Below are 20,581 nucleotides of genomic sequence, written 5' to 3' on the forward strand. Positions count from 1 at the left end.
AATGGCTACCGCGGACCTGATGGGGTGGCGATTGCCTGCTGATCGCTGCCTACCGTCGTGGCATCTGGATTCCCCCGCGCCGGCGTGCCCAATCCTCGGTGAAGTCACGAAATCGCCGCACCGCATCCGATGGCGGGGCGGTCGCCGACCAGATCAGCCCCACATCGCGGGCCGCTGCGGCATCGGTGAGCGGGACGGTCACGATGCCCGATAGCGAACCGGCTGCGGGCGTGGGATCTTCCAGCGGCAGCAGCGCGACGCCGAGTCCGGCCGCGACCAGACCTGCGGCGGTGAGCAGATCGCTCGATTCGAAGGCGATGCGGGGGCGGATATTCGCGGCGGCGCAGAGTTCGTCGAGAATGCGGCGCATACCGAAACCCGGATGCATGGTGATGAATTCGGCGTCGCCGAGCTCGGCGAGACGGATCTGTCGGCGGGTGGCGAGCCGATGTTCCGCGGGCACGGCCAGCGCGAGCGGCTGTGCGAGCAGTTTGCGCCAGCCGATCCCCGGGGCCGACGGACGGGGCGACACGATCGCCAAATCCGCTGTGCCGTCGACTATCTGATCGATTACCGCGTCGAACGCACCCTGCCAGAGAGTGAACGAGATGCGTGAGGACCCGCGGCGGAAACCGCCGATCAGTTGTGGGATCAGCCAGCTGCCGAAGGAGTGCTGAAACGACAGGCGGACAACGCCTTTCGCGGGATCGGCAAGGTCGGCGACGGCCTGGGCGGCGGCATCGAGTTCGGACTGGGCGCGGCGGGCGTGCTCGTAGTAGGTTCGGCCGAATTCGTTCAGCACGATGCGTTTTCCGTGGCGGTCGAAGAGTTCGACACCGAGACGGCGCTCGAGGCGGGCCAGCATGCGCGAGAGCGTCGGCTGGGCGATGTGCAGCCGCTCGGCGGCCGCGCCGACGCGCTCCAATTCGGCCAGTGTCGTGAACCACAGCAGGTCGTCACCCAGCACGTACAGACCTCTCCTTATGCGTCTAGTGCATTAGAAACCAGATTACTATTCATTTCCCTTCTTAATGACAAGTGTCGATTCTGGTGCCATGACCAGCACGGATATCCGCTCGACCAGCACATCGCACGAACGCCGGATCACTACTGCGCTGTTCGCCGCAGGGCTGGCCACCTTCGTGTCGATGTACAGCGCGCAGGCGTTGCTGCCGAGTCTGTCGGCGGCATTCGGGGTCGCTCCGGCGCAGGCCGCGTTGGCCGTTTCGTTGACCACCGGATTTCTCGCGTTGGCGATCGTGCCGGTGAGTGCGTTGTCCTCGCGGATCGGGCGGACCAGAGTGATGACGGGGTCGGCCGTGATGTCGGCGGCCATCGGTCTGCTGCTGCCGCTGAGTCCATCGCTGGAAGTGCTGTTGGTGGGGCGGGCGTTGCAGGGGGTGGCGTTGGCCGGAGTGCCTGCCGTCGCGATGGCGTATCTGGCGGAGGAGATCGGTGGCGACGGGTTGGGCGCGGCGATGGGTGTTTATGTCGCGGGCACATCGATCGGCGGGTTGTCCGGGCGGTTGATTCCGGCATTCGCTTTGGATCTGACCTCGTGGCGCTGGGCCGAGGCCGCGGTTGGCGTTGCGGCGGCCGGGTGCACCGTCTGGTTCGTGCGTGGGTTGCCACCGTCGCGCGGGTTCGTCGCTCGACCCGCCGGAATGCGCACCGTGCTGCGCGATATCGGCGCGCCGTTGCGGCACGGCGGGCTGCTGGCACTGTTCGGGTTGGCCTTCGTACTGGTCGGCGGGTTCGTATCGATCTATAACTTCCTCGGCTATCGGCTGACCCGGCCGCCGTTCGAATTGCCTGCGGCCGTTGCTGGTTCGGTGTTCCTGCTGTACTTGGCGGGCACACTTGCCGCTGCGGCTGCCGGGCGTTGGGCCGACCGCATCGGCAAGCACCGCGTGCTCGCGGCATCCGTCGCGCTGATGGGTGCCGGCGTCCTGGTCAGCGTCCCGGACCAATTGATCGCGGTCATCCTTGGGATAGCCCTTTGCACCGCAGGGTTTTTCGGTGCCCACGCGGTAGCGAGCACCTGGGTCGGCGCGATAGCTCCCGGTGGCGCCGGGTCGTCGCTGTACCTGTTCACCTACTACCTCGGCAGCGCCGTCATCGGCGGTACTGCAGGCATCGCATATGCGAAGGGAGGATGGGTCGGTCTGGCGGCCAGCGTCGGTGCGCTGATGGTGGTGGCCGCAGTTCTGGTGTGGTACTTGATGATTCACGCTCGTCGCGAATTCGAAGCCGTTGCCGCTTCCCAGGTCTGTGCCGCGCCGACGGCTTGATATCGGTGGTCACCTGCGGCGCTCATGACCGCGAGATCGCAGGCCGACGTCTGGACCAAGCGTGGGTCGCGGCGGCGAAGGCGGCACGACGTGTTTCGTAGGGGAGCCGGTGTCGCCGGCGCGGCGGACTCGGATGACGGGCTGGTGCGGGCAACGATCTCGGGGCCGACTGCGAACGGCCGTATGTGCACCTGAGTTCGGATTCCAGCAATTTATAAGCAAAGCCACTGGATATCGATCCACGGATAAGACCGCAGCATTTGGGCCATATGCGCAAACCGCAGGGGTGGCCGTCCGTTAACTACGGAGGCAGCCCGGCCGATCTACTACTGTGACCGATATTGAATTCTCTTTCTTCGGGGGTTTCACATGCTGATCTTCGGCTGGCAGAAGCGTCTCCACACACTCGCCATGATCACCTTGGTCTGCGGCCGCTGCGGCAACCCCGCCGCACACGCCCTGCGCAGACTCGCCACCACATTCACCATCTTCTTCATCCCGATCCTTCCACTCGGCAACAAGCACTACATCGAATGCACTTGGTGCGGCGCATCGACGCCCCTGGCCGTACCCCAAGTCACCGGCCTCATCGCCCGCGCCAACGCCGAGAAGATGGGCTCCACCCAGCCTCAGCAGCCGCACGGCCAGTGGCCCCAGCATCCCGGCCCGAACGCGCACCCGCAGCACCCCGCCCTCGTCGCTCCCAACACCAACTGGCAGCACCAGCCCGCTCTTGGCGCACCCATCGCTCCGTGGCAGCAGCCCGCCCCCGGCGGATCCAACGCGCCCTGGCAGCAGCAGCCCGGCCCCAACACACCCCGACACCCATAGACCGCAGCATGACCGCACACCCAGCCGCCACCGCGCTCCAGAACACCACGGCCCTCTGGAGCGCGGGTGTGGGCTCGGGAGCCGACGTGGCGATGGCGGCCTGTGACGCGCTGGTCGCCGGTCTCGACGGTCCGGCGCTGCAGGTCCTCGCGAGTATCTCCCTGCGTGACGCCGGCTACGACCTGACCGAACACCTCCCGGCTGCGCTCGAGGAAACCCGTGACCGGACAACGGGTCAGCCCCCGTGTCGTCCGTCCACCCTGGGTTGGGCGATGATCGCGGCTCCCATCCAGCGCCGTAGATACCGACGCAGTTCGTCTTCGCTCCGGGGCGGATTGCCCGGAGAAATGAAGAACGACTGCATCGTTCGCAGGATGTATTCGACGAGTTCGTGCAGCGACGCGTCGTCGTATCCGTAACGCGCCCAATCGACGTCGAAGCGTTTGATCATGGTCATGCCGAAGGTTTGTGCCGCTTCGGAGGTGAGGCCTTCGGGGTGCACATTCGAATATGTGCTCGACAGCAGAATGCCCAGGTGAGGCGTTCGACGCACATCTGAAAGCGTGAAGACCACGCCCTCGGTCATGGCTTCGACCGGGTCCTCGATACCGCTGACCTGCTTTGTCAGCCGGTCCAGAAAGCCGTCGACCGAAGCGATGGCCGCGGCCTGCATCAGCGCGTCCGCACTGGGGAAGTATCGATACACCGTCTGACGGATGACACCGAGCGACTCCGCGACGTCGGCGATGCTGATCTCCGCACCCGTCCGTCCGATCAGATCTACTGCGGCGGCGACTATTCGACGGGACGCTTCTTCATCGCTGTTCGGCGGACTCCCGCCCCACCCGCGCCTTCCTGCCACTGCTCGCTTCCTCGGTTCGAACGATGTCCCTCGCATGCGAAACCGACAGCGGGACAACCCCGCCGACCGTCCAGTTCAGGGGCTCGACGCTACCACACGGCCGTCGTTGTCCCAGCTCGAGCAATTATCATCATACACTCGGACCAATCTGTGTATGATCACCGGTATCGAGGCTTCGGCACGTCCGAACACGGCTACAGCCCCCTTTCGAAATACGAGGTACAGCCAAGTGACCGATCTGCAAGTCCGGAAGATGCGATTCGCATTCGCGGACTACGACGTACCGTTCCTGTGGAACGAAGAGAATCCGGCCTTCTCGTCCATGGCCAACGCGGTGTCCTTCCTGGCCATCGGCTTCGAGAAGATGATCGTCAATATGATTCGCGAAGCCATGCCGCGGATAACCGATCCCGCGGTCGCCGAGGAAGCGGACGCATTCGTGCGTCAGGAGGGCCAGCACTCGACCGCCCACCGCCAGCACGCCAATGGCCTGATCAGGCGATACCCCGGGCTCCAGGAGACCCTCAACGAAGTGATCGCGGAATTCGACCGCCTCACCGTGCACACCTCGCTGGAATATCGGCTCGCCTACACCGCCGATCTGGAGGCCACCTTCACCCCGGTGTTCAAACTGATGCTCGACAACGATTCGACCCTGTTCCGGCCGGGCGACGACCGTGTCGCATCGCTGTTCATCTGGCACTTCGTCGAGGAAGTCGAACATCGAAGTTCGGCCTTGATCATTTTCGATTCGATAGTCGGCAGCGACGGCTACCGGATGCGCATGGCTCCGTCGATCTTCCGGCACGTCATGAAGGTCATCAAGGTGGCCTGCGCAGGCTTCAATAAGCATGTGCCGCAGGAGGATCGGCGCATCGATGCACTGGCGATGTTCGCGATGCACCGGGGTAAGCAGAAGGTGCGGAAATTGTTGCGGCTGCCCGTCGAGGACAACGGTCCGATGTCGCGCGCATTCGACGATCTACGACTCGGCGAACAACTGATCGCGCTGGCGGGCATCATCCGCAGTCAATTGCCCAAGCACAACCCGGATCACGAGAAGCTGCCCGCACTCGCCGATGTGTGGTTCAAACGGTACGACGCCGGTTACGACGTATCACATTGGTACACCGCCGATTCCGTTACAGCGCAGGGGGACTGATGGCCGATCATTGCGCACCCACCTTCGACGAACTCGCGAAGGCGCTCGGCTTTTCCTGTCAGGAGGCCGGTGGACTCGTCGAGGTGCGAAACCCTTTCGCATTGGAGAACTGGACGCTTCCGGTGCTCGAGTTCACCATCGTCCTCGGCGCAGTGCTCGCGCTGATCTACGCGATCGTGCGCCTGCGACGTCACGGCGATCCCACCAATCTCGTGGTCTGGTTCGGCGCGACCGCATATCTGTTCATCATCGAACCGCCGCTATACTTTCCGGCGGCATTCGGCATCGACGCACACGTCGACACGATGTTCGCGCACAACGTCTTCACCGTGGATTTCCTCTGGGGTCGGCTCCCCCTCTATATCGTGGCGATCTACCCATTGATGGCGACGTTGGCCTTCGAAATCGTCCGAATGCTGGGCGTTTTCCGTCGATACGGTGTTCTCGTCGGCGCCGTCTGCGTAGGCTTCGTCCACCACGGCTTCTATGAGATCTTCGACCATCTGGGACCGCAGCTGCGCTGGTGGGAGTGGTCGACCGAAAATTCGCTCAATCAACCGATGTTCGACTCGGTTCCGCTACCGAGTGTGGTGGTATTCGCCGCGCTGTGGCCGATGTCGCTGGCGTTCTTCGTCCAGTTGTTCGTCGGTCGTCATGTCGACCAGGGGCGCAGTTTCACTGGACTGCAATTGGTGTGGCGCACTGTCGTCATCGGCATTCTAGGGTCTTTGGGTACGGGCGTATTGCCGATCCCGGCAACAGTTTTCGGCGCCGGGAGCACCGCGTTGCGGGGATTCCTCTATGCGGCCGAATTGGTCATCCTCAGCATTGTCGCGATTCCGATTCTCACGCGCCAGTGGCTGCGGCTACGGCGAGACCATTCGGACTACACGAACCGCTTCGTACGGATTTACAGCGTCGTGTACCTCGGTGTGATGGCGTTGCTCTGGATAAGCGCGCTGCCCGATTACTTCGCTGCCGTCGACGGTTCGACGAGCAATGGCGACCCCATCGGGAATCTCTGGTACACGCTGTCGTGCTTCGCGGTCGCAATACTTTGCGTGCTAGCGATCTTCACGGTGCCGTACCGAGCAGCCGAGTCGCTACCAGCGGGAGGTCAACGCCCCCAAGGCGCCGAGGGCGACGGCGGCGGCGGTGGAGGTGCGCAAGACGGTGGGGCCGAGCAGGGTTACGTCGGCGCCCGCAGCAGCGAAGGCGGTGAGCTCGGAGTCGTCTAGACCGCCTTCGGGGCCGACGATGAGCAGGATTTCGGTGGCCTTGTCGAAAGGCAGCTCGACGAAGGGGGCGGTGCCCGATTCGTGTAGTGCCACCGCGATGCCGCCCGCGGCGACGACCCCACGGATCTTATCGAGCAGGTCACGGGTGCGGTGCAGATCGGCGACCTCTGGAATGTAGGCGCGGCGAGACTGCCGTGCGGCCGATCGGGCGGCGGCACGCCATTTCTCAACGGCCTTGTCCGCCTTGGCTTCCCAGTTGGCGATGCAGCGCGCGGCCTGCCACGGGATGATGACATCAGCGCCCGCCTCGGTCATCAGCTCGACGGCCAGCTCCGAGCGGTCGGACTTCGGCAGCGCCTGCACGATGGTCACCCGCGGCGTCGCGGGCGCGGCGAGCACCCGATCGAGCACCTGCAGCTCGAGCCGATCCTTCTGCGCCGCAACGACTTCCGATGCCGCGAGCAAACCGGAGCCGTCGGACAGTGTGATCGGCTCACCGACCCGGATGCGGCGCACCGTCGCGGCATGGCGTCCCTCCGGACCGTCCAGCACCGCGATGCCACCCGGCTCCGGAATGTCGGCGAGATAGAAGACCGTGGCGGCCAACGCCTATCGCCCGCTGAACGACGCTCGCAGCCGGGCGAACAGGCCGCTGTTGTGCTCGGACTGCGCCGACATCACTTCGGCGCGATCACCGGTGCGCATGCCCTTGTATTTGCGCAGCAGATCGGTGGTCTTGGCGTCGAGTTTGGTCGGCACCACGATGTCCAGATGTGCGAGCAGATCACCGCGCGCGCCGGAGCGCAGGCGCGGCATGCCGTGGCCGCGCAGCACCGAGATCTCACCCGGCTGGGTGCCCGGCGGAATGGTCAGCTCGGTCGGGCCGTCCAGGATGGTGTCGATGACGACGGTGGTGCCGAGTGCGGCATCGACCATCGGCACCCGAATGGTGCAGTGCAGATCGTCGCCGTCGCGAACGAAGACATCGTGCGGCTGCTCGACGATCTCCACATACAGATCGCCCGCGTGCCCACCACCGGGACCGACCTCGCCCTGCGCCGCGAGCCGCACCCGCATGCCATTGGCGACACCGGCCGGAATCGGCGCGGCGATCTCGCGCCGCGCCCGCACCCGCCCGTCGCCGCCGCACTTGTGGCACGGATCGGGAATGGTCTCACCCGCGCCGCGACAGGTCGGACACGGACGTGAGGTCAAGACCTGACCGAGGAACGAACGCTGCACGGACTGGACCTCACCCGCACCACCACAGGTCTCGCAGCGCACCGCCTTGGACTTGCCGTTGGTGCCTGCGCCGTGGCAGATATCGCAGAGGATGGCGGTGTCGACGGTCAGGTGCTTGGTGACACCGACCGCGCATTCGGCCAGGCTGAGCCGGGTCCGCAGCAGCGAATCCGCACCGGGCTGCACCCGGCCGCGCGGCTTGCGCGTCCCGCCGGAACCGCTCATACCGCCGAAGAAGGCCTCGAATACGTCGCCGAGCCCGCCGAAACCGGCGCCGGAGAAGCCCGCGCCGCCACCACCGGCCTCCAACGGATCGCCGCCCATATCGACGACGCGCCGCTTCTCCGGGTCCGACAGCACCTCGTAGGCGGTCGACACTTCCTTGAACCTGGCCTGCGCCGCCTCGTCGGGGTTGACGTCGGGGTGGAGTTCCCGCGCCAGCTTGCGGTAGGCGCGCTTGATCTCCTGGTCGGTCGCGTTCTTCGCAACGCCGAGCAGTCCGTAGTAGTCCCGTGCCACTTTGAGTTCTCTAGTCCTTGGTTTGCAACAGCATTAGTCGGATGCACTCAACTTTATCCGCCGGAGGATCGAGCGTATCAGCGACGGGGGCTCTCAGCGCTCCGCGAGCACCTCACCGATATAACGGGCAACGGCCGCGACCGATGCGATGGTCCCCGGATAGTCCATCCGGGTCGGACCGAGCACGCCCATACCGCCGAGCACCGCACCCGCAGCACCGTAGCCGGTCGACACGACCGAGGTTCCGCGCATCTGCTCGACCTGGGTTTCCTCGCCGATGCGCACCGTGATGGTGCCCGGATGCTGGGCGGCCGCGAGCAGCTTCAGCACGATCACCTGCTCCTCCAGTGCCTCGAGCACATCGCGCAGCGAACCGGGGAAGACGAAGTCGGCGGCATTGCGGGTCAGGTTGGCGGTGCCGCCGAGCACCAACCGCTCCTCCGGATGCTCGACCAGGGTCTCGACGAGCACGGTGGAGACGCGCACCAGCACATCCTTCAGCCGCACCGGCGCCCGCTCGGGCAGTTCGGCGACGGCCGCGGAGGCGTCGGACAGGCGCTTGCCGTCCATCGCACCACCGAGCATGCCGCGCAGCGCGGCGAGGTCCTGATCATCGATGAGTGCGCCGAGTTCCACCAGACGCTGGTCGACGCGACCGGTGTCGGTGATCACGACCAGCAGCAACCGCGCCGGATTCAGCGCGACCACCTCGATGTGGCGGACCGTGGAGGCCGACACCGTCGGATACTGGACGACCGCGACCTGACGGGTGAGCTGAGCAAGCAGCCGAACACCGCGGCGCAGCACGTCGTCCAGATCGACCCCGGACTCCAGGAATTCCATGATCGCCCGGCGCTCGGCCGGCGAAAGCGGCTTCACCTCGGAGATACGGTCGACGAACTGCCGGTAGCCCTTGTCGGTCGGAATGCGACCGGAACTGGTGTGCGGCTGGGTGATATAGCCCTCTGCCTCCAGTACCGCCATATCGTTGCGAACCGTCGCGCTGGATACCCCGAGGTTGTGCCGCTCCACCAGGGTCTTCGACCCGATCGGCTCCTTGGTCGCGACATAGTCCGCGACGATCGCACGCAGGACCTCGAAGCGCCGATCCTCGGTGCTCGACATGGGCCCCACCTCCTCGCTCGTCCTCGGGCACGTCGTAACGGTCACGTGCGCACCGTCCGCATCGACCCGAATTCGATGCAGGCTACTAGGTACGTCTGTTTATCCAGTCTAATTGCCTATTCGACAATTGCCCGTTCGCACACCCTGGACGCATGTGATCCAGATCCCCTCGACACCGACAGACGTTGCGCCGGAGCAAGATCCGACTGCTAACCTCACCGCGCAGCCAGCGTGACAGGGGGATTCGAAAGCCGTGAACAAACCGGACTATCCACAAATCCTCGCGCCCGCCCTCGGCGGGCCCGCGACTCCACCGATCGGCTTCCGCCCCTTCGGGTTGCCGCCGCACGCGCCGGACTACCGCGTGCTGCGGCCGGCCGACTATGTGCTGCCCGACGGCTCGCTCCCCCAGACCCCGATGCCGCCCTACCGAGGGACCCTCCTGCCGTTCAATTTCATCCTGGCGCACGGCGTCGACGAGGACGATCCGATGCCCCGCTTCCGGCCGGAACCCGCGGAGACCGGAATCGTGTTGGTGGCGTCCTGCATGCCGCGGGTCTTGGCGCATCTGTTCACCCGCCCGGAAGTCGTGCTCAACGGGCAGCATGTGCCACAGCAGGTCGGCTGGGGCGTCACCTTCATCCGGGCCGAACCGGGACTGCACCATCTGCGCGTCGGACCGCCGCCATGGCGAGCGCCCTGGTCCCGCTTCGGCAGCCACCCCATGCCCGCCGACATAATGGTGCCGGTCATCGCAGGCCATCAGACCCGCGTCTACTCCCGGGCATCCCTGGCCGTCAGCACCCCGGGCCGACTCGGACCACAACCACAGCGCTGGATCCCCGGCATCGTCAGCTGGCTGCTGTTCACTTCCATAGCGATCTTGGCCATGGTGCTCGGCGCTTACCAAGTCTTCACGTACTAGGCCCGGCGATCGGATCTTGCTATCGACCGGCGGCGGCTTCTACTACGGCGGCGACCTCGTTGGGGCGGGAGACCAAGGAGGCGTGGCAGGCGTCGATTTCGCTGGTGTGGGCACCCATGCGGTTTGCCATGAAGCGTTGGGAGGCAGGGGGGATTATGCGGTCGTCGGCTGAGACGAGGTACCAGCTGGGGGTTGCGGACCAGGAGGGAGCGCCGGAGGGTTCGACGTTGGCGGATACGGCCAGGGAGTGTTGGTGGGCGATCATGTCGGCGGCTACTTCGGGGGATACGTCTTGGCAGAAGACGGAGTTGAAGTAGGCAGGGGCTATGTAACCGTCGATGTTCTTGCCTGCCAAGCCATTTGGATCGTCGACGACGCGTACCTGGAGTGCTGGAGGCAGCAACTGGCTGCCGGGGAAGCTGATCGGGTTGAGTTCGAGGAGACCGGTTTCGCCTTGCACTGGGGCGAAGGCCGCAATGTAGACCAGCGCTTGGACTTTCGGGTCATGGACATTGGTGATGACGAAGCCGCCATACGAATGACCCACCAGGACAACAGGTCCGGCGATGGTGTCCAGGGTTCGCTGAATTGCCGCGGCGTCGTAGGCAGGGCCGCGCAGCGGGTTGTCGGGAACAACCACTTGATAACCATGGTCGCGCAGCGTCGCGGCTACGCCGTTCCAACTCGTGGTGTCGGCGAAGGCGCCGTGCACGAGCACGATCGTCGGGAGGGGTTCGGCAGTCGCGGGGGCAACCGCGAGGACGGGCGTGAAAGCCAAGGTGAGCGCCGCGATGCAGGCGCGGAGACTACGGGTGATTTTCATCGGAGTCCTGCCTGTCGTCGTTGATGCTGTCGGCTCATGATGTTGTCACCTTTTGCCGAGCCTCGACAGGCAGACTGACTGATCAGTCGGTTACGGCGCTCTGCGTGAGCACCGACTATCGCGCATCGACCCGCCCGAGTTGGTGCACGACGACGCGGAGCCCAGAGCGCTTGTGACGCTAACGCCGCGCTGCCGCAAGGGCTCGAGCACCTCGCATAGCCGGTGATATCTCGCACACAGTAGACGTTGTGCGAGATATTGACGGCTTCTGCGGGAGCGCAACCGGGGCCCGGATGCCGCTGCGGCAGATGGCACCCCGAGGCGCGGCACGAAGCGAGAGCGAACTAGTCCGCGGCTAGAGCTCGGACGCGGTTTTTGCCATCTTGCCCGCCAGTGCGTCGAGGCCGAGCATGGCGAGTAAGGACTCGCAATCCGCTGCATTCTCGGCGTGGCTGGCGACCGTCCTGGCGGCTATCGCGCACTGTCTCGCATTTTCGGCCTTCTCGGCGGCGCGCGCCTCGGCGAACTCGCTCTGCTCAGGGATCAGGGTGATGTGTCGTGCCGGTGGCATAGGACTCCTTGGGTTGGTCCGCAGCCTACGCGTCTTTACCGATCTGTGATAGCGCAACGGGCGGTATCCATGAACCCGGCCGTGAAGTGGTGATAAGTCAGAGTGAGGTCAGGAGGTCTCGAACGACGCCGTCGGCGAGTAGGCGGCCGCGATCGGTGAGGACCAGACGGTCACCGGAGCGAACTGCCAGACCGTCGGCAATGATTCGGGTTGCGGCGGCTGATTCCGTCGAGGCCAACTCGTTCAGCGGCAGGCCGGTGCACAAGCGAACGGCGAGCATGACGCGTTCGGTGTGCTGTTCGTCGGCAGTGAGCATTTCCCAGCCTGCTGCGGGAAAACCACCGCGCGCGACGGTATCGGCATAGCGCGCAGGGTGTTTGACGTTCCACCAGCGCACGCCGCCGACGTGGCTGTGCGCGCCGGGTCCCGCGCCGAGCCAGTCGCCGCCGTCCCAGTACCCGAGGTTGTGCCGACAGCGCGCGGAATCGCCTGCGGCCCAATTGGATACCTCGTACCAAGTGAGGCCTGCCGCATTGAGACGAGAGTCGATGCGCTCGTAGCGGGCGGCGAGCACATCGTCATCGGGAGCGGGCAGTTCGCCGCGACGCACGCGACGGGCCAGTGCGGTACCGTCCTCGACGATGAGCGAGTAGGCGGAGACGTGGTCGACGCCCGCGCTGAGCACAGCATCCAGGCTCGCGTCCAGATCGCTGTCGCGTTCCCCGGGCGTGCCATAGATCAGGTCGAGGTTCACATGGTCGAATCCGGCGGCGCGAGCCTCTTTCGCCGCGGCGACGGCTCGGCCCGGCGTGTGGGTGCGGTCGAGGACCTTCAGCACATGCTGGGCCGCGGATTGCATGCCGAGCGACACCCGGGTGAATCCGGCCGTGCGGATACGTTCGAAGAACTCCGGTGCGGTCGACTCCGGATTGGATTCGGTCGTCACCTCGGCATCGGCGGCGAGGGTGAAGTTCGCACGCACCGAGTCCAGCACGTCCGCCAAGCCGTCACCGCCGAGCAGTGACGGCGTGCCACCGCCGACGAAAATCGTCGCCACCTCGGGCGTGGCGGTCGGCAGCGCAGCGAACCGTTCGGCCGCCGTCGCCAGTTCGCCGCGCAGTGCTTCGAGCCAGGACTGCGGCGATGCCGAGGTGCCCAACTCGCCGGCGGTATAGGTGTTGAAATCGCAATATCCGCAGCGTGTCGCACAGAACGGCACGTGGATGTAGATCCCGAACGGGCCGCCGCCGAAGTCGCGCAGCACCAGGGCTGGCGTCTCGGCTTCGATCGGGGCGGCGGCGGAACTCACCCCTCCAGTGTGACCGCCGCTCCCCTGGGCCGTTGCGGGCGGGTTCAGTCGGCGACCACGGTGTTCTGATTCGCGGTGAGCAGCCAGCGGCCGTCCTCCTTGGCCATGACGTACATCGGTGAGCCCTGACCGGACAGTTGGCCCGCGCCGTCGAAGTACCGCTGGACCACCTTGACGGCGGCCACGTCCGGACGGATGAACAGCACATGCTCGACCTCGTAGGTCGCGGTACCGTCCCGCATCGCACCCGGCAGCACCTGTGCGGTGAACTCACCGATGGCCGCGCGGCCGAACAGTCGCTTGCCGCCTCCGGTCGTCCAGATGGCGTCCTCGCGGAACAGACCGACGAATTCGTCGATGAGCTCGTTCTGCTGGGAATGTTGAATGGTGGCGACGACCTCGCGGATGGCGTCCAGATCGGTATCGGTACTCATGTCACCGAGCTTGCTACCTCGACCTAGCTCGAGGTCAATCCGAGTGACTCGCTTCACCGGCGATGATCTTGACGAATCATGCGACGCATTGCGGCCGCTAACTATGACAGCCATCACAATCGGCCCGCATAGTCCAGGGAATTTCCCTCGATTTCGCGGGAAATATGGCCGCGAGGTCGGAAGGGCCACCCTGACATGGCACAATAGGCCGCATGCGCGGATCTGGAGTACGACTTGTGGCACGTCGCCACGTCGACTACAAGCGCGTCTGTAGCGCCTGCTGTCTGCCCGGTTCTCTTCGGTAGCTCAGCGGCGCGCATTCCCGGGTTTGCCCGGTGATTCCCCGATTTCGACGGACATCGGCCCGCTGACACCGCAGGCGTGAGTCAGCACGGCGTCTACCCACCCCGCTGGCTCCGCCAGCTACCGCCCCCTAGACGCCTTCAGCACGGATGTACCCTCACCCAGCAGGAGCGACCACATGACGTCGAGCACCGACGCCGGTCCCACGGATCAGCCCCAGCCGGAGTCCCGGCCCGGCCAGCACGCGCGCCCGGTCCGCCCGGCCTCAGAACGACGCGTCCGTCCGGACCGTCCCCGGGCCGAGGCACCGACGGGCCCACGGGTCCGCACCGGTAAGCCGGTGCGCCGCAAGGCCGAGGGCCAGTGGGCGCTCGGCTACCGCGAGCCGCTGAACCCGAACGAGCAGTCCAAGAAGGACGACAACCCGCTCAATGTCCGGGCCCGGATCGAGAACATCTATTCCAAGCAGGGCTTCGACAGCATCGACAAGGGCGATCTGCGCGGCCGGTTCCGCTGGTGGGGTCTCTACACCCAGCGCGAACAGGGCTACGACGGCACCTGGACCGGTGACGAGAACATCGACATTCTCGAGGCCAGGTACTTCATGATGCGCATCCGCTGCGACGCGGGCGCATTGAACGTCGCGCAACTGAAGACCCTCGGCCAGATCTCCACCGAGTTCGCCCGCGACACCGCCGACCTGTCCGACCGTGAGAACGTCCAGTACCACTGGATCGAGGTCGAGAACGTTCCCGAGATCTGGAAGCGGATCGAAGGCGTCGGCCTGAAGACCACCGAGGCGTGCGGCGACTGCCCGCGCGTGGTGCTCGGCTCGCCGCTTGCCGGTGAATCGCTGACCGAGATCATCGACCCGACGCCCGCGATCGACGAGATCGTGCGCCGCTACATCGGCAAGAAGGAATACTCCAACCTGCCGCGCAAGTTCAAGACCGCGATCTCGGGCCAGCAGGATGTGGTGCACGAGATCAACGATGTCGCGTTCGTCGGGGTGAATCACCCGGAACACGGCCCGGGTCTGGATCTGTGGGTCGGCGGCGGTCTGTCGACGAATCCGATGCTGGCCCAGCGCGTCGGCGTGTGGGTGCCGCTGGACGAGGTTCCCGATGTGTGGGAGGCCGTCGTCTCGCTGTTCCGCGACTACGGCTACCGCCGCCTGCGCACCAAGGCCCGGCTGAAGTTCCTCATCAAGGACTGGGGCATCGAGAAGTTCCGTCAGGTGCTCGAGGACGAGTACCTGAAGCGCAAGCTGATCGACGGCCCCGCGCCGGAGCAGCCGAAGAAGCCGATCGATCACGTCGGCGTGCAGAAGCTGCGCAACGGACTCAATGCGGTCGGCTTCTCCCCCATCGCGGGCCGGGTTTCGGGCACGGTCCTGACCAAGGTCGCCGAGGCGGCGGAGAAGTACGGCTCGGACCGGATCCGGTTCACCCCGTACCAGAAGCTGATCGTGCTCGATATCGCCGACGACAAGGTCGACGCACTGATCGACGAGTTGGAACCCCTTGGCCTGCAGGCACGTCCGTCGCTGTGGCGCCGGAACCTGATGGCCTGCTCCGGAATCGAATTCTGCAAGCTCTCCTTCGCCGAGACCCGCAAGCGTTCCCAGGCGCTGGTGCCGGAGTTGGAGGAGCGGCTCGCGGATCTCAATGCGCAGCTGGATGTTCCGGTGACCATCAACATCAACGGCTGCCCGAACTCCTGCGCGCGCGCCCAGGTCGCCGATATCGGCTTCAAGGGTCAGCTGATCGATGACGGCGCCGGGAATCACGTCGAGGGTTTCCAGGTTCATCTCGGTGGCAGCCTCGGCTTCGACAGCGCCTTCGGTCGCAAACTGCGTCAACACAAGGTGACCACCAACGAACTCGGTGACTACATCGAACGGGTGGTGCGCAACTTCATCAAGCACCGCGAGGACGGCGAACGGTTCGCTCAGTGGGCGGTTCGTGCCGACGAGGCCGACCTTCGGTAAATGGGAGAACTAGCGTGACAACGGATCAAGTAACGGCGGACCTGCCCGTGAAGCTGTCGGAAGACGAATTGCGGGCGATCGCCGAAAAAGGCGCGGCCGAACTCGGTGCCGACGCCACGGCACTGGATTTGCTGCGGTGGACCGAGGACGTCTTCGGCACCGGCTACATCGTCGCCTCGAATATGCAGGACGGCGTGCTGGTTCACCTTGCCGCCCAAGTGCATCCGGGTGTGGACGTACTGTTCCTGGATACCGGTTACCACTTCGCCGAGACCATCGGTACACGCGATGCGGTGGAAGCCGTATACGGCGTGAATGTGATCAATGTGCGGCCGGAAAGCACTGTGGCCGAACAGGATCAGCTGCTCGGCAAGGATTTGTTCGCGCGCGATGCCGGTGAATGCTGCCGGTTGCGCAAAGTTGTGCCGCTGAATCGCTCGCTCGGCGGTTACAACGCCTGGGTCACCGGCATCCGCCGCGTGGAGGCCCCGACCCGGGCCAACGCCCCGCTCATCTCGTTCGACGAGGCGTTCGGACTGGTGAAGATCAACCCGATCGCCGCCTGGTCCGACGACGAGATGCAGGCCTATATCGAACAGCACGGCATCCTCGTCAATCCCCTGGTGGAGGAGGGATATCCGTCCATCGGCTGCGCTCCGTGCACACGGAAGCCGGAGCCGGGCTCCGATCCGCGAAGCGGCCGCTGGGCCGGCCTCGCCAAGACCGAATGCGGGTTGCATCAGTCATGACCGAAACCATCAGCGCACGTTCCTTGGGCATCACCGATTTCGACACCCTCGCGGCGTTGGAGTCGGAATCGATCCACATCTTCCGTGAGGTGGCAGGCGAATTCGAACGGCCGGTGATCCTGTTCTCCGGCGGTAAGGATTCCACGGTGCTGCTGCACCTGGCGCTCAAGGCCTTCTGGCCCGCGCCGCTGCCGTTCGCGCTGCTGCACGTCGACACCGGGCACAACCTGCCCGAGGTGCTCGAATTCCGCGACAAGGTGGTCGAAAAGTACGGTCTGCGACTGCATGTCGCGAAGGTCGAGGACTACCTGGCCGACGGCCGTCTCACCGAGCGCCCGGACGGTATCCGCAATCCACTGCAGACGGTTCCGCTGCTGGACGCCATCACCGAGCACCGCTTCGACGCGGTCTTCGGCGGAGGCCGCCGCGATGAAGAGCGTTCGCGCGCCAAGGAGCGAATCTTTTCGCTGCGCAATGCCTTCGGGCAGTGGGATCCGAAGCGGCAGCGGCCCGAGCTGTGGAATCTGTACAACGGCAAGCACGCTCCCGGCGAGCACGTCCGCGTGTTCCCGCTGAGCAACTGGACCGAACTCGATATCTGGCGCTACATCGCGCGCGAGGACATCGATCTGGCGAGCATCTACTACTCGCACGAACGTCCGGTGTATCAGCGCGACGGCATGTGGATGACCCCCGGCGTCTGGGGCGGCCCGCGCGATGGTGAGGTGCTCGAGACCCGTTCGGTGCGCTACCGCACCGTCGGCGACGGATCCTCCACCGGCGCAATTCTTTCCGACGCGGCCGATAACGAGGCGATTCTCGCCGAAGTGGCCGCGTCCCGTTTGACCGAGCGCGGTGCTACCCGCGGCGACGACCGAGTGTCCGAGGCCGCGATGGAAGACCGCAAACGAGAAGGCTACTTCTGATGCGTTCCGAGTTACTCGCCGGACCGAGCGCGGCGCACAGTGTCCAAGCCTGGGCGAGCGACGACCGAGTGTCCGAGGCCGCGATGGAAGACCGCAAACGAGAGGGATATTTCTGATATGTCCGACCTACTGAGGCTGGCCACCGCCGGTTCTGTCGACGACGGTAAGTCCACCCTGGTCGGACGCCTGCTCTACGATACGAAATCCGTACTGGCCGACCAGATCGACGCCGTCACCCGCGCGTCGGTGGACAAAGGTCTTGCCACGCCGGATCTTTCGCTGCTCGTGGACGGGCTTCGCGCGGAACGCGAACAGGGCATCACCATCGATGTCGCCTACCGCTACTTCGCAACGCCCAAGCGGTCTTTCGTGCTCGCGGATACGCCCGGGCATGTGCAGTACACCCGCAATACCGTCTCCGGCGCGTCCACCGCGCAGCTGGTGATCCTGCTCGTCGACGCGCGCAAGGGTGTCATCGAGCAGACCCGTCGCCATGCCGCGGTCCTCGCGCTGCTCGGTGTGCCGAAGCTGGTGCTCGCGGTGAACAAGATCGACCTGGTCGATGATCCGGCGACCGTCTTCGCCGCGATCTCGGCCGAATTCAACACCCTTACCAGCACACTCGGCTGGGCAGCCGAGGATGTGTTGGAGATTCCGGTGTCCGCACTGCACGGCGACAATATCGCCTCACGCTCGGCGAACACTCCGTACTATGACGGACCTTCGCTGATCGAGCACCTCGAATCGGTGCCGGTGGATGCCGACAGCTCGGGCGAGCATGCGATCGGCCTACGCTTCCCGGTGCAGTATGTGATCCGTCCGCGCACCGCCGAATACCCGGACTACCGCGGCTACGCGGGCCAGATCGCGGCGGGCTCGGTTTCGCCGGGTGACGAAATCGTGGTGCTGCCCTCGGGTATTCGCTCGACCGTCGAGCGGGTCGATACACCCGACGGTGAGCTCGCGGTCGCACAGGTCGGCCGCAGCGTCACGCTGATCCTGACCGACGATGTGGACATCTCGCGCGGTGACATCATCGCCTCCCCCGCCGATGCGCCGGAGCCGATCGACACCTTCGACGCGACCGTCTGCTGGCTCGGCGATAAGCCGCTGCGTCCCGGCGCGCGACTGCTGCTCAAGCACGGCACCCGCACCACGCAGGCGATCGTCGGCGCACTCGTCGAGCGGTTCGACGAGCAGAACCTGACCGCCGAGGCGAGCCCGGAGTCTTTGGCGCTCAACGATATCGGCCGCATCTCCGTGCGCGTCGCCGAGCCGATCGCGGCCGACGACTACCGCGTCAACCGGCACACCGGCAGCTTCCTGCTCATCGATCCGGCGGGCGGCAATACCCTCGCCGCCGGTCTGGTCGGTGACGTGCTGACCGCGGTCGAGGTCGGAGTCTGAGGTGAATTCGCCCGGTGGTATCGGCTCGGTGGCGCGGCTGCCTGGCGGGTCCATGTGGGCGGAGCTGGAGCGATTGTCGGGCCACGGACGCGGACCGAGTAGACCGATGTTCGGGCCTGTCCGGGTCACGGCTGCCACACCGATCGGCGGATACGCGGAGCCCAGGTCTGCGCTCATCGCGGTGGCGCACGGCAGTCGGGATCCGCGCTCGGCCGCGACGATGTCGGCGGTCGTCGCCGATATTGCCGCCGCCCGGCCGGCTATCGATGTGCGGCTCGCCTTCCTCGATTTGAATGCGCCGTCGGTCGAGCAGGTCGTGAATGCCGTTGCCGCGCAAGGGCACACGCATGCCGTCGTGGCGCCGTTGCTGTTGGGCAGCGCTTATCACGCGCGAGTCGATCTACCGGGACTGCTTGCTGGCGCCCGGGCCGCCCACCCCCAACTCGCGCTGACCCAAGCCGACGTTCTCGGGCCGGACCCGCGACTCATCACTACCCTCCGCGACCGCGCCCTGGCCGCGCTGGGACCGGCGATATGGCCGCGGCATGGTGAAAGAGTGGGGGTCGTCGTGGCCGCAGTTGGAGCGGCATCGGCGGCGGCTAATGCGCGGACCAGCGAGGTGGCCGGACAGCTCGCGGCGATGACCGGCTGGCTTACCGAGGTCTGCTTCGCCACCACCGAACCTTCTGTCACCCAGGCAATTTCGCGCTTGCGCGCCCGGGGTGCGGAGCGGGCGCTCGTGGCACCGTGGTTCCTCGCGCCGGGGCTGTTGACCGACCGTCTGGTGGCCGCCGCGCCCGATGTGGTGCATGCGCGGGTGATCGGGCCGGATACGGCATTGACCGAAATAGTTTGGGACCGCTACGACACCGCGCTCACCGGCGCATTGAGCCTGTCTGCCTGATCTTCGAACAGTTCCGTGCACGAGGCGGTTACCTGTCAACTCAGGCGGACCCGCTACCCCGATCAGCGAATCGGCGCACCGCTCCATCAAGGACGATTGCGTTCCAGGCAAGCATGATCCGGTTCACGCTCACACCGCCCTGAGCGCCGAATCGGTTGTGCCGAAAGATAATTCAGTCGACGTAGACGACGATAGCCGTCGCGTTGTCGTTTCCGCCCGCCCGATCGGCGGCAGCCAAGAGCCTGACGACAACGGACTGCGGATCGACGCCGCGGCTCAACCAGTTCCGGAGGTCGTCGTAGCCGACCTGCTCGGATACACCGTCGGTGCACAGCAGGTATCTATCGCCGGGTTGCATCGTCACGCTCAGCACATCCGGTTCCGGCGCGTCACCGTGTCCGATGTAGCGGGTCAACTGATACCGCGCCGCTGTGGCCTGCGGCGAATCGAACGGATACCAGCCGTGCACAGCGCCGAGCCACGCCATCGTATGGTCGGTTGTCAGTAGTTCGAGCAGCCCGGCGCGCAGCCGGTACACCCGGGAGTCGCCGATCTGCACAAGCCAGTAGCCCTGCGGCGCGGCGCCCATGGCGGTCAGCGTGCATCCGGCCAAAGTCCGCAATTCCTGACCGATCCGACTCACCCGAGCGTGCGCCGCCGCCACGGCGGCACGCAGCGTGTCCGGCCCGAGTTCCACCGCATCCGCTACGTGCTCGACGAAGATATCCACCGCGGTCCGCCCAGCCGACGCGCTGCCCGGTCCATCTCCCATACCATCGGCCACCAGCGCCAACAACGGCTGCTCACGGAGATAGGTGACATCGAAATTCGCCGCATAGCGTCTGCCGATATCGCTGCCCACCGCAACGTCGATGATGGGATTGCGCACCCGCGAATTCTGGCACACCGCGCCATTTCAGGGGAGGCCGCATCAGCCTCTACGGTCGGGCTGGAACGCGCTCGCCGAATA

The 20,581-nt window shown here is 65.5% G+C and carries 20 protein-coding genes and 1 pseudogene; 11 read left to right on the plus strand and 10 right to left on the minus strand.

Annotated elements, in window-relative coordinates; genetic code table 11:
• Positions 1 to 49: 49 nt before the first annotated feature.
• Positions 50 to 967, minus strand: a complete 918-nt coding sequence (locus ACQPYR_RS34325) for a LysR family transcriptional regulator (protein WP_433622996.1) — start codon at positions 965 to 967, stop codon at positions 50 to 52.
• A gap of 88 nt (positions 968 to 1,055) precedes the next feature.
• Between ACQPYR_RS34325 and ACQPYR_RS34330 the strand changes: the two genes are divergently transcribed.
• Positions 1,056 to 2,291, plus strand: coding sequence for an MFS transporter (locus ACQPYR_RS34330; RefSeq protein WP_433622997.1), 1,236 nt, complete (start codon positions 1,056 to 1,058; stop codon positions 2,289 to 2,291).
• Between the two features lie 411 nt (positions 2,292 to 2,702).
• The gene (locus ACQPYR_RS34335) at positions 2,703 to 3,122 is read left to right on the plus strand and encodes a zinc-ribbon domain-containing protein (RefSeq protein WP_433622998.1); all 420 of its coding nucleotides are present in this window, start codon (positions 2,703 to 2,705) and stop codon (positions 3,120 to 3,122) included.
• A gap of 235 nt (positions 3,123 to 3,357) precedes the next feature.
• On the opposite strand, the gene ACQPYR_RS34340 is transcribed toward ACQPYR_RS34335, so the two are convergent.
• The gene (locus ACQPYR_RS34340) at positions 3,358 to 3,984 is read right to left on the minus strand and encodes a TetR/AcrR family transcriptional regulator (protein ID WP_433622999.1); all 627 of its coding nucleotides are present in this window, start codon (positions 3,982 to 3,984) and stop codon (positions 3,358 to 3,360) included.
• A 229-nt stretch (positions 3,985 to 4,213) separates the two neighbouring features.
• Between ACQPYR_RS34340 and ACQPYR_RS34345 the strand changes: the two genes are divergently transcribed.
• Both ACQPYR_RS34345 and ACQPYR_RS34350 read left to right on the plus strand, forming a co-directional pair.
• Positions 4,214 to 5,146: a metal-dependent hydrolase gene (locus ACQPYR_RS34345; protein WP_433623001.1), complete on the plus strand. Its 933-nt coding sequence runs from the start codon at positions 4,214 to 4,216 to the stop codon at positions 5,144 to 5,146.
• Positions 5,146 to 6,288: pseudogene (locus tag ACQPYR_RS34350) on the plus strand (hypothetical protein); the annotation flags it as partial. The gene ACQPYR_RS34345 and the pseudogene ACQPYR_RS34350, both read left to right, overlap by 1 nt.
• Here the strand turns inward: ACQPYR_RS34350 and ACQPYR_RS34355 are convergent.
• The 3 genes from ACQPYR_RS34355 to hrcA form a co-directional block, all read right to left on the minus strand.
• Positions 6,250 to 6,990 (minus strand): 16S rRNA (uracil(1498)-N(3))-methyltransferase, encoded by a 741-nt coding sequence (locus ACQPYR_RS34355; protein ID WP_433623003.1) that lies wholly within the window; start codon positions 6,988 to 6,990, stop codon positions 6,250 to 6,252. The pseudogene ACQPYR_RS34350 and the gene ACQPYR_RS34355 sit on opposite strands and share 39 nt — an antisense overlap.
• Before the next feature lie 3 nt (positions 6,991 to 6,993).
• Positions 6,994 to 8,145: a molecular chaperone DnaJ gene (gene dnaJ, locus ACQPYR_RS34360; RefSeq protein ID WP_433623005.1), complete on the minus strand. Its 1,152-nt coding sequence runs from the start codon at positions 8,143 to 8,145 to the stop codon at positions 6,994 to 6,996.
• A 93-nt stretch (positions 8,146 to 8,238) separates the two neighbouring features.
• Positions 8,239 to 9,270 (minus strand): heat-inducible transcriptional repressor HrcA, encoded by a 1,032-nt coding sequence (hrcA, locus tag ACQPYR_RS34365; protein ID WP_040687994.1) that lies wholly within the window; start codon positions 9,268 to 9,270, stop codon positions 8,239 to 8,241.
• Positions 9,271 to 9,523: 253 nt separating this feature from the next.
• Here hrcA and ACQPYR_RS34370 point away from each other — a divergent pair, with 253 nt between their 5' ends.
• Entirely contained in the window at positions 9,524 to 10,195 is a 672-nt protein-coding gene (locus ACQPYR_RS34370) for a hypothetical protein (RefSeq protein WP_433623007.1), read from the plus strand.
• 19 nt (positions 10,196 to 10,214) lie between these two features.
• Here the strand turns inward: ACQPYR_RS34370 and ACQPYR_RS34375 are convergent, their stop codons facing one another.
• The 4 genes from ACQPYR_RS34375 to ACQPYR_RS34390 all read right to left on the minus strand — a co-directional run bounded on the left by ACQPYR_RS34375 (position 10,215) and on the right by ACQPYR_RS34390 (position 13,332).
• Positions 10,215 to 11,018, minus strand: a complete 804-nt coding sequence (locus tag ACQPYR_RS34375) for an alpha/beta hydrolase (protein ID WP_433623009.1) — start codon at positions 11,016 to 11,018, stop codon at positions 10,215 to 10,217.
• 355 nt (positions 11,019 to 11,373) lie between these two features.
• Positions 11,374 to 11,589, minus strand: coding sequence for a hypothetical protein (locus ACQPYR_RS34380; protein ID WP_433623011.1), 216 nt, complete (start codon positions 11,587 to 11,589; stop codon positions 11,374 to 11,376).
• Between the two features lie 97 nt (positions 11,590 to 11,686).
• On the minus strand, positions 11,687 to 12,898 hold the full coding sequence (gene hemW, locus ACQPYR_RS34385; protein WP_433623013.1) for a radical SAM family heme chaperone HemW: 1,212 nt from the start codon (positions 12,896 to 12,898) through the stop codon (positions 11,687 to 11,689).
• 44 nt (positions 12,899 to 12,942) lie between these two features.
• Positions 12,943 to 13,332, minus strand: a complete 390-nt coding sequence (locus ACQPYR_RS34390; protein WP_433623015.1) for an SgcJ/EcaC family oxidoreductase — start codon at positions 13,330 to 13,332, stop codon at positions 12,943 to 12,945.
• Positions 13,333 to 13,544: 212 nt separating this feature from the next.
• Between ACQPYR_RS34390 and ACQPYR_RS34395 the strand changes: the two genes are divergently transcribed.
• The 6 genes from ACQPYR_RS34395 to ACQPYR_RS34420 all read left to right on the plus strand — a co-directional run bounded on the left by ACQPYR_RS34395 (position 13,545) and on the right by ACQPYR_RS34420 (position 19,611).
• Entirely contained in the window at positions 13,545 to 13,637 is a 93-nt protein-coding gene (locus tag ACQPYR_RS34395) for an Ms4527A family Cys-rich leader peptide (protein WP_357470198.1), read from the plus strand.
• Between the two features lie 176 nt (positions 13,638 to 13,813).
• Entirely contained in the window at positions 13,814 to 15,625 is a 1,812-nt protein-coding gene (locus ACQPYR_RS34400; RefSeq protein ID WP_433623017.1) for a nitrite/sulfite reductase, read from the plus strand.
• 14 nt (positions 15,626 to 15,639) lie between these two features.
• Positions 15,640 to 16,374 (plus strand): phosphoadenylyl-sulfate reductase, encoded by a 735-nt coding sequence (locus ACQPYR_RS34405; protein WP_433623019.1) that lies wholly within the window; start codon positions 15,640 to 15,642, stop codon positions 16,372 to 16,374.
• Positions 16,371 to 17,300, plus strand: a complete 930-nt coding sequence (gene cysD / locus ACQPYR_RS34410; protein WP_387290852.1) for a sulfate adenylyltransferase subunit CysD — start codon at positions 16,371 to 16,373, stop codon at positions 17,298 to 17,300. The genes ACQPYR_RS34405 and cysD overlap by 4 nt, the downstream gene beginning before the upstream one ends.
• 117 nt (positions 17,301 to 17,417) lie before the next feature.
• Complete coding sequence (locus ACQPYR_RS34415; protein WP_433623022.1) at positions 17,418 to 18,707, plus strand: sulfate adenylyltransferase subunit 1; 1,290 nt, start codon at positions 17,418 to 17,420, stop codon at positions 18,705 to 18,707.
• 106 nt (positions 18,708 to 18,813) lie between these two features.
• Positions 18,814 to 19,611: a sirohydrochlorin chelatase gene (locus ACQPYR_RS34420; protein ID WP_433635318.1), complete on the plus strand. Its 798-nt coding sequence runs from the start codon at positions 18,814 to 18,816 to the stop codon at positions 19,609 to 19,611.
• A gap of 172 nt (positions 19,612 to 19,783) precedes the next feature.
• Here ACQPYR_RS34420 and ACQPYR_RS34425 read toward each other — a convergent pair whose 3' ends face one another.
• A complete protein-coding gene (locus tag ACQPYR_RS34425; RefSeq protein WP_433623024.1) occupies positions 19,784 to 20,500 on the minus strand; it encodes a PP2C family protein-serine/threonine phosphatase in 717 nt (238 codons plus the stop codon).
• Positions 20,501 to 20,581 lie beyond the last annotated feature (81 nt).

The sequence above is a fragment of the Nocardia sp. CA-120079 genome, from assembly GCF_050955745.1.
GTDB lineage: Bacteria > Actinomycetota > Actinomycetes > Mycobacteriales > Mycobacteriaceae > Nocardia.